Raw genomic sequence first — 7,123 nt, 5'->3', positions numbered from 1 at the left:
TGGGAAGCGAAGGACCTGCGTACCGTTCTGCGCGGCATCGGTGACTGACCCGCGCCGACACGCTGCCAAACCCCACCGCCATGTCAAGCCCCCGGCGCGTCGCCCGACGCCGCCGGGGCATCGATTCACGCTGCGATCACTCATCGACGGGAGCGCCATGAGCCTGCTGATCCAGACCCGCTATCGTCTGAAAAAGAGCCCCCTGGCCAAATCCTTGATCCTGGGCCTCAACGACCGTCTGCCGCTGGAGGTGAGGGATCGCCTCTATCGTCACCTGGTCGACCCCTATTCCGAGCAGGAGGAGAACAACGATGTGGTCTTCGTGCATGTGCCCAAGACCGCCGGCAACAGTATTTTCCAGGCGCTGTTCGGGGTGCCGGCCCACGGCCACGACCCGGCGGAGCGTTACCGCCGCTTCGATGCCGAACGCTTCGCGCGGTACTACAAGTTCGGCTTCGTGCGTCATCCGCTGGACCGTCTGGTCTCCGCCTACGCCTATCTAGAGAAGGGCGGCATCGGCCGCTACGACCGCGCCTTCCGCGACAAGTATCTGCGCGGCGTCTCCGGTTTCGATGAGTTCCTGCGCCGACTGGACTCACGGCCGCGCTACCGCCGCCGGGTGATGCGCTGGATCCACTTCCGGCCCCAGGCCGATTTCCTGTGCGACGCCCAGGGCCAGCCGCTGGTCGACTATGTCGGGCGTTACGAGAATATCGATGCCGACTACCGGCGTATCGCCGCCGATCTGCGCATCGGCCGGGTGGTGCCGCTGGCGGTGGTCAACGCCACCGCGCGCCGGGACTATCGCGACTACTACGACAGCGAGCTGACAGTGATCGCGGCGCGCCTCTACCGGCGCGACTTCGAGATCTTCGGCTACACGCCCTGAGCGCCGCATGACCCCTTCGTACTCACGGACCCGAGACATGCTGGTCATCGATGCCAAGCGCGTTTTCGTGGCGCTGGTGGCGATCTTCGCCATCGCGCTGCCCAAGTCGGGTGTCGCCCTCGGTGGCATTCCGCTCAATACCATCTATCTGCTGATCGTGCTGACGTTCCCGATCCTGTTCCTCAAGGCGATGCTGGGTAGTGGCCAGCTCTTCCGCCAGGACCGCTACGCCTGTTATCTGTGGCTGCTGGTGCCGTTCTGGCTGCTGTTTCTGGCGGTCACGCTGCTCAACGGCATTGCCAGCGTGGGCATCTACTTCGGCTACGTGATGGCACTGATCGTGGTGCCGATCTTCTTCTACGTCTGGTCGAAACGCCTGGGGCCGGCGCAGATCGCCTATCTGCTCGTCTGCCTGCGCCACTGCATCCGCTTCGCCATCGTCTTCGGGCTGGCGCTGTTCCTCTACAAGATCGCCACCGGCCAGTACTTCTCGATCCCCATGCTGACAACCACCTACGGGGCGGAGCTGACGCTGGAGGCGAAGATGAACGATCGCGGGGGGCTGTTCAAACTCTTCTCGACCTACAACAACGGCAACATCTACGCCGTGTGCATGATCATGCTGCTACCGCTCTACAGCGTGATCGAGACCCGCCGGCTGTGGGTGCTGGGGCTGATGCTGACGATCATGCTGACACTGTCACGCACCGCCTGGGCGCTGCTGCTGGTCTACTGCGTGTTCGAATATCTGCTCTTCAATCGCGCCATCTCGGTCAAGAAGTTGATCCTGATCTGCTTTGCGCTGTGCCTGGTGGTGCCGGGCATCGTCGGCCTGCTGGGGCTGATGGGCCGCGACATCACCTTCCTGTTCGACAGCGACCTGGGCGGACGGGCGGGGTACCTGCAGTACTTCTTCGACGCCGGCCTGATCTCGCACACGCCACTCTACTGGTCCTACGAGATTCCCTACGTCTCGATCGCCGAGTTCGTGGGGCTGATCGGCCTGCTGCCGTTTCTGCTGTTCTTCGCCAACGTGGTGATGGCGCGCAGTCTGTTCGACCCCTCGCGCCCCGTGAGCCGCAGTGCCTGCATCGGCTGCGTCATGTACTGGGTGGCCACCTTCTCCGATGCGGCGCTGGTTCTGGTGCCGACCTTCATCATCTTTTCTTTGCTGGTAATGCTCTCCTTCAGCGAGTGATCTCATGAAAATCATGCATGTATGCGAGACGGTGACGGGCGGCATCGCCACCTATCTCAACAATGTCGCGGGCGAGCAGCTGCGCCATCCTGATGTCAGCGGGGTCTCTCTGGTGCTGCCGGCGGCACAGCGTGAGGAGATCGCGCTGGGGGCAGCGGTGCGCATCCACGGCTTCCCCGGGGAGAGCCGCCCGCAGCGGCTGCGCCACCTGGCGGCGTGTCTGTCGGCGGCGCTGGCGGCCGAGACACCGGATGTGGTCCATGTACACAGTACCTTCGCCGGACTCGTCTGCCGCCTGCTGCCGCTGTCGCTGCGCGGTGCCAAGCTGGTCTACCAGCCACACGGGGTCGCCTTCGATCCGCATCGGGTCGGCGGGCTCAAGCGCCGCGGTATCCAGTGGGTGGAGCGCGCGCTCTACGCACGCAGCGATGCGGTGGTCGCGATCTCCGAATATGAGCAGACGCTGCTGAACGAGGCGGGCATGGGCGAGCGCACGCTGTTGATCAAGAACTGCGTGCGCGACACCCGCGACTCCCGTGTCGGCGCCGCCAAGGAGGATTTCTACCTGTTCATCGGACGCTTCGACCGCCAGAAGGGATTCGACCGTCTCTACGCCAGCTGGGGTGAAGCCCATGGCGAACTGCAGGTGGTCGGCGGCAGCGTAGTGGATGCCGGGGCGGCGTTCGCGCCCAAGCAGAACATGCAAATGCTCGGTTGGCTCGACAATGCCAGCCTCGATGGTCTGATCGCCCGGGCCAAGGCGCTGATCGTGCCCAGCCGCTGGGAGGGATTCGGGCTGGTAGTGCTCGAGGCCTACCGTAATGCCACTCCGGTGATCTGTTCCAACCGCGGCGCGCTGCCGGAGCTGGTGCGCGATGGCGAGACCGGCCAGGTGTTCGATTTCGACGACTTCACGCCGTCGTTGAACGCCGCCCTGGCGCGCTTCGAGGCGAGCGACCGTGAAGCCATGGGGCGTCGCTGTCGGGAGCGCTACGAGCGTGAATTCTCGCCCGCCAGCATGAATGCGGCGCTTCTCAAACTCTACCGCGCAAGCGAGCAGTGCTATGTATAGTCGGATCCTGATCAATATCTCCAACCCGGAAGACTACCGCTTCTTCAGGCGGGTCTTCGCCGCCCCCGGCGGGCAGGCGTGCCGTGTCGATTTCGTGGCCAACAATCTGATCATGTACGTCTACTTGAAGCTCAAGCGCGAGACGGTGTTCATGCCGCGCCGCGGGCGTGGCCGGCACTGCCGCGAGGACAACTTCAGCATCAAGACAGGGCGGCTGACGCAACGCCAGGCGGATCGGGTCTATTCGGGCTTCGCCGACTTCATCGAGCGTGAGCAGCCGCGCCACGGCTGGGAGCTCTACATCCTCCCCAGCGGTCGGCTGGCGTCGCAGTCGGCACTGGCGGCTCACGCCCGGGCCCAGGGGATCGATGTGCTCTATACGGGCTACGGCAATATCGGCAACAAGACCTTCGCCGATCCCCAGGGCACCGACATGCAGTCCTATCTCTACGCCCATGTGGAGCTGCTCGACGGCTATGCGGTCGACCTCGACGCCTTCCGCCGCTGGAAGCGTGACTACACCCAGGCGCGCATGCAGAAGCACGTGATCGGGCAGGCGCGCAAGCTGGATCTGAAGACGGTGCTGCAGAAGTGCGTGCAGGTGGCTGGCTGCCGGCTCGAGGCACTGCTCGGGCTCGCTGGCGAAAACGCCTATGGCCTCTCGGAGCTGGCCAAGCTGCGCAAGGCCGATGACGTCGCGCTCGACACCATGGATTGGCAGACGCCCTATCTGTTCTTTCCGATGCAGGTGAGCACCGATGCCCAGATCATTCTCAATTACCCCCAGGGCAGCGTGATCGACGGGCTCAAGCGGGCGATCCAGATCGCGGCGGAGAGGGGGCTTGCGCTGGTGATCAAGCCGCATCCGGCGGAGATCAATCAGGCGATCCCGGCGGTTCTGGCCAGGCTGCGCCGAGAGCACGGCTTCAGGATCGTCAACGAGAACACCTTCCGGCTGCTCGAGGGGGCCGAGTCGGTGGTGACGATCAACTCCACCGTGGGGCTCGAAGCCAAACTTCTCGACAAGCCGGTCACCTTTCTCGGCAACACCTTTTATGCGCGTTTCGACGAGCGCCGCCTGGCAGCTTATGTCGACCATTACCTAGTGAACGAAGACTATTTTCGGGATACTCCGTTCAGCGAGGCGAACTTCGCCAAGCTGATGGAAAGAGCCAGATTGCCCATTTTGGATCGAAGCGAGGTAGCTTGATGAAATCCGTACCCATTGCCGGTCTGACGGTTGCGAACGATGCCCCTTTCACGCTGTTCGGTGGCATCAACGTGCTCGAGGACAGGGAGAGTACGTTGAAGGCGTGCGAGACCTATGTCGAGGTCACGCGCAAGCTGGGCATCCCCTATGTGTTCAAGGCCAGCTTCGACAAGGCCAACCGCTCCTCGATCCACTCCTTCCGCGGTGTCGGTCTGGACGAAGGGCTGGAGATCTTCGCCGCGGTCAAGCGCGAGTTCGGCGTGCCGGTGATCACCGACGTGCATGAAGTCGCCCAGGCGGCACCGGTGGCCGAGGTCGCCGATATCATCCAGCTGCCGGCGTTCCTCGCCCGCCAGACCGATCTGGTGGTGGCGATGGCGCGTACCGGCCGCCCGATCAACGTCAAAAAGCCGCAGTTCCTGAGTCCGGCGCAGATGAAGAACATCGTCGACAAGTGTGCCGAGGCGGGCAACCAGCAGATCGTGCTGTGCGAGCGCGGCAGTTGCTTCGGCTACGACAACCTGGTGGTCGATATGCTCGGCTTCCGCGAGATGATGGACGCCAGCGGCAATGCCCCGGTGATCTTCGATGTCACCCACAGTCTGCAGCGCCGCGATCCCGCCAGTGAGGCCTCCGGCGGACGCCGGCGCCAGGCACTGGAACTCGCTCGCGCCGGCATGGCCGTGGGACTGGCGGGGCTGTTCCTGGAAGGGCACCCGGACCCGGATCGTGCCCGCTGCGACGGTCCCAGTGCGCTGCCGCTGGACAAGCTCGAGCCGTTCTTGGCCCAGATCAAGGCGCTCGATGATCTGGTCAAGGGGTTCCCCACGCTGGAGATCCGCTGATGGCCGCCGGTGTCCACGCCGATTCCCGCGGTGGCATCGAGCTGATGCTGTTCGACGTCGATGGCGTGCTCACCGACGGTACGCTGTTGATCGGCCCCGAGGGCGAGGCGCTCAAGCCTTTCAACGTCCGCGACGGCGTGGCGGTGGGGCTGCTGCGCCAGCATGGAATCAAGAGCGGGGTGCTCTCGGCCAAGTCGAGCCAGCCGCTGCTCACCCGGGCTACCCAGCTGGGGATGGATGTGATCAAGCTCGGCTTCAGCCGCAAGCTGGAAGCGATCGCCCAGATCAGCGCCGAGTGGCAGATTCCGCCGGCGCGTATCGGCTTCGCCGGTGACGACATCATCGATATTCCGGTGATGCGCCGGGTGGGGGTCGCCTATGCCCCGGCCGACGCCCATCCGCTGGTGCGCGAGGCCGCGACTCACGTGACCGCCAGCCTTGGCGGCCGCGGCGTGGCGCGCGAGATCGCCGAGGATCTGCTCTCGGCCCGCGGCCTGACCCTGGCCGAGATGTACGCCCATCTGCTCGAGGACGATGACGCCCTGGGGGATCTGGTCCAGTAGTCATTCGGCCACGCAGGGCACCTACTTACCCCATTGACCCCGTGTATCCCTTGGCGCCAGGCGCCAACGGGTGCCGAGGGGGCCGCCGCCATCGCCCGATGGCGGCGGTATCGCTGAGGCAATGCTGAGGTTTTCACTCGGCATGGCCACCAGAACGGCAGGGCGACGCCCCTGCACTAGTGACTTGATACGTTCGCGCTGATTCAGCGCTATCCGGCACTCATCCAGCCCTATCCCGCGCTACACCAGCAGATGCCTGCGCCGCCGGTGCGGCTTGCCTTGCCCGATGTCGGGTCGGGCACGTCGTCGCGCGGCCGGCCATCGCTGTCGCGGGCCATCAAAACGGTCATGCAGTCGGTCATGAGACACATGGAGGTCCCTATGAATCTGACCTATCTCGATACCGCCCGGCAGGTCTTCGCCAAGGAAGCCGAATCCCTGCTCGAAGTCTCCCGCAAGCTCGACAACGACCTGATCGCCGCGGTCGACGCCATCCTGCGTACCCCGGGGCGGGTGGTGGTGTGTGGCATGGGCAAGTCCGGCATCGTCGGGCGCAAGATCGCCGCCACGCTGGCGAGTACCGGCACGCCGAGCTTCTTCATGCACCCGGGGGAGGCCTACCACGGCGACCTGGGCATGGTCACCGAGCACGACGTCTTCCTTGCCATCTCCAACTCCGGCGAGACCGAGGAGGTGGTCAAGCTGATCCCTTTCCTCAAGGACAACGGCAACTACCTGGTGGGGCTGACCGGCAGCCCGGGTTCGACCCTGGCGCAGGCGGCGCACAGCCATCTCGACATCGGCGTGCTGGAGGAGGCGTGCCCGCTGCAGCTGGCGCCGACCTCTTCGACCACGGCCACGCTGGCGATGGGCGATGCGCTGGCGGTGACACTGATGAAGGCGCGCGATTTTCAGCCAGAGAACTTCGCTCGCTTCCACCCCGGCGGCTCGCTAGGGCGGCGTCTGCTGAGCCGGGTCGAGCATGAGATGCGCAGCGACAACCTGCCGCTGGTCGAGGCCGACGCCCAGGTGCTCGACGTGATCCAGGCGATGTCCCGGGGCCAGCTCGGCATGGCCGTGGTTCGCCATGGCGAGCGCTGGGGAATCATCACCGATGGTGATCTACGCCGCGCGATCGAGAAGTACGGCGAGCGTGTGTTCACGCGCCGGGCGTTCGATTTCATGACGCCCCAGGCCTCGCGGATCGCGCCCACCGCCCGGGTGGAGGATGCGCTGGCGCTGATGGATAGCAAGCAGATCGGCGCACTGCTGGTGTTCGACAACGAGCGCCTGGTCGGCGTTTTCAAGAAATGAGGGACGCGGGGATGCAGGGCAAGGGAGTGCAA

Annotated in this window: 7 protein-coding genes; all 7 read left to right on the top strand. The window is 64.7% G+C overall.

Annotated elements, in window-relative coordinates; genetic code table 11:
• Positions 1–157: 157 nt before the first annotated feature.
• Complete coding sequence (locus tag DOM67_RS16745; protein ID WP_110677982.1) at positions 158–889, top strand: sulfotransferase family 2 domain-containing protein; 732 nt, start codon at positions 158–160, stop codon at positions 887–889.
• A 7-nt stretch (positions 890–896) separates the two neighbouring features.
• Positions 897–2,087: a hypothetical protein gene (locus DOM67_RS16740; protein ID WP_157958964.1), complete on the top strand. Its 1,191-nt coding sequence runs from the start codon at positions 897–899 to the stop codon at positions 2,085–2,087.
• 4 nt (positions 2,088–2,091) lie between these two features.
• Positions 2,092–3,159 (top strand): glycosyltransferase family 4 protein, encoded by a 1,068-nt coding sequence (locus DOM67_RS16735; RefSeq protein ID WP_110677978.1) that lies wholly within the window; start codon positions 2,092–2,094, stop codon positions 3,157–3,159.
• Complete coding sequence (locus tag DOM67_RS16730) at positions 3,152–4,369, top strand: hypothetical protein (RefSeq protein WP_157958890.1); 1,218 nt, start codon at positions 3,152–3,154, stop codon at positions 4,367–4,369. The genes DOM67_RS16735 and DOM67_RS16730 overlap by 8 nt, the downstream gene beginning before the upstream one ends.
• Positions 4,369–5,214 carry a 3-deoxy-8-phosphooctulonate synthase gene (gene kdsA / locus DOM67_RS16725; protein ID WP_110677974.1) on the top strand — a complete coding sequence of 282 codons (846 nt, stop codon included), beginning with the start codon at positions 4,369–4,371 and terminating at the stop codon, positions 5,212–5,214. The genes DOM67_RS16730 and kdsA overlap by 1 nt, the downstream gene beginning before the upstream one ends.
• Positions 5,214–5,777, top strand: a complete 564-nt coding sequence (locus DOM67_RS16720; protein ID WP_110677972.1) for an HAD hydrolase family protein — start codon at positions 5,214–5,216, stop codon at positions 5,775–5,777. The genes kdsA and DOM67_RS16720 overlap by 1 nt, the downstream gene beginning before the upstream one ends.
• Before the next feature lie 381 nt (positions 5,778–6,158).
• Positions 6,159–7,091, top strand: coding sequence for a KpsF/GutQ family sugar-phosphate isomerase (locus tag DOM67_RS16715; RefSeq protein ID WP_110677971.1), 933 nt, complete (start codon positions 6,159–6,161; stop codon positions 7,089–7,091).
• Positions 7,092–7,123 lie beyond the last annotated feature (32 nt).

It is taken from the genome of Salinicola sp. RZ23, from assembly GCF_003206675.1.
Taxonomy (GTDB): domain Bacteria; phylum Pseudomonadota; class Gammaproteobacteria; order Pseudomonadales; family Halomonadaceae; genus Salinicola; species Salinicola endophyticus.
Note: the sequence above shows the minus strand (reverse complement) of the source record. Positions and strands in the feature narration are given on the sequence as shown.

Bases quoted from the DNA above. Each gene is read 5' to 3' on its own strand.
- DOM67_RS16730 (WP_157958890.1), top strand. From the start codon at position 3,152: ATGTATAGTCGGATCCTGATCAATATCTCCAACCCGGAAGACTACCGC.
- DOM67_RS16720 (WP_110677972.1), top strand. From the start codon at position 5,214: ATGGCCGCCGGTGTCCACGCCGATTCCCGCGGTGGCATCGAGCTGATG.
- DOM67_RS16735 (WP_110677978.1), top strand. From the start codon at position 2,092: ATGAAAATCATGCATGTATGCGAGACGGTGACGGGCGGCATCGCCACC.
- DOM67_RS16715 (WP_110677971.1), top strand. From the start codon at position 6,159: ATGAATCTGACCTATCTCGATACCGCCCGGCAGGTCTTCGCCAAGGAA.
- DOM67_RS16745 (WP_110677982.1), top strand. From the start codon at position 158: ATGAGCCTGCTGATCCAGACCCGCTATCGTCTGAAAAAGAGCCCCCTG.
- kdsA (WP_110677974.1), top strand. From the start codon at position 4,369: ATGAAATCCGTACCCATTGCCGGTCTGACGGTTGCGAACGATGCCCCT.
- DOM67_RS16740 (WP_157958964.1), top strand. From the start codon at position 897: ATGACCCCTTCGTACTCACGGACCCGAGACATGCTGGTCATCGATGCC.